The sequence below is a fragment of the Dietzia sp. HMSC21D01 genome (assembly GCF_001815995.1).
In the GTDB taxonomy this organism is placed as follows: Bacteria; Actinomycetota; Actinomycetes; order Mycobacteriales; family Mycobacteriaceae; genus Dietzia; species Dietzia cinnamea.
On sequence record NZ_KV823712.1, the window covers coordinates 1 to 1,184 of the forward strand.

Genomic DNA, 1,184 nt, shown 5'->3' on the forward strand with positions numbered 1-1,184 from the left:
CCCCGGCCCCGGCCCCGGCCCCGGCCCCGGTCTCATCCTCGGCCTCGGTCGTCTCCGTGTCCTCCGTGGCGGTGACGGTGGTCTCGACCCCGTCCGCCCCGGTGACGGTGGTCTCGGTGCCGGTGGTCCCGGTTCCGGTCGCGGCGGCGGAGCGCTCGGCCTCGAGTCGCTCGGGCGAGCCCGGACCGCCGTAGGTGCACAGTAGGCCGAGGTCGCCGGAGCCGGTGGGGTCGACCTCCGGCATGTCCGCGCGGGTGAGCTGGATGATCTCCTCGGTGGTCAGGTCCAGCAGTTCGCAGGCGTTGAGCCGCTCGTCGGGTGCGGGTCGGCCCTCGACCATCGCGGCCGCGATGTCGTGTCGGGGATTCGGCGTCAATCGTGGCGGGCCGGAGTCGCCCGCGTCGGGGCCGGCCGTGCACCCGGCGACCGTGGCGACGGCGGTGATCGCCGTGAGGGCGCTGAATCCGCGAGCGAGACGACGACCGCGCGCCGGTCGGGGTCGCTGGGATCGCATGATCCGATCCTACGGTGCGGCCCGCCGTACGGTCCCCCGACGTCCGCCGTTCATCGCGCGTGCGCCGTCCGCTCACCTGGCCCGCCGACACTGCGGGAGTGGAGTCGATATCCGGTGCCGTCCCCGAGGGCGATCGTCGCCAAGGCCCTCCCCTGGACCCGCCCCCGGCGTCGCTTCCGGGGCCCGCGCTCGGGTACCAGCGCTCGAGCCTGCCCGCCCACGGCTGCGCGCCCGAAGGCTGGCGGGAGGCCGTCGCCACCGCGGGGCTCGGTGAGGGCGTCGCCGTGTTCGACGCGCTGGCCGACGATCTGATGTCGCTGTCCGCCCACCGTCGGTCGGGACTGCGCATCACCCCGACCGATCGGGGCCCGTCGGTGGACGTGGTCGTCCTGGACGGGCCCATGCGGGGACCCTGCCGACTCGTCGACCGGATCGACGAGTCGCTGCGGCAGGGCCTCGTCGTCGGCACCCTCGAGGGCAACACCGCGGTGGCCGAGCACCGCTGCCACCTCGACCTCCACCCCGCCACCTCCGCGGTCACCGCCACCGTCCGCACGGTGTGGCGACCCCGGACGTTCTACGTGCTTCCGGGCGCCACCGCGCGCGAGGCGCGCGCCTACGACCGCATGGCCGACCGGCTGCTCCGCGCGCTCGGTGCGCCCCGCCCGGG

Annotated in this window: 1 protein-coding gene and 1 pseudogene; one reads left to right on the forward strand and one right to left on the reverse strand. The window is 75.7% G+C overall.

The window, feature by feature from the left end:
• Positions 1-514 (reverse strand): annotated as a pseudogene (locus HMPREF3086_RS02555) (hypothetical protein); the annotation flags it as partial.
• 98 nt (positions 515-612) lie between these two features.
• Between HMPREF3086_RS02555 and HMPREF3086_RS02560 the strand changes: the two are divergent.
• On the forward strand, positions 613-1,184 hold a 572-nt coding region (locus HMPREF3086_RS02560; protein WP_070720040.1), incomplete at its 3' end, for a DUF1990 family protein.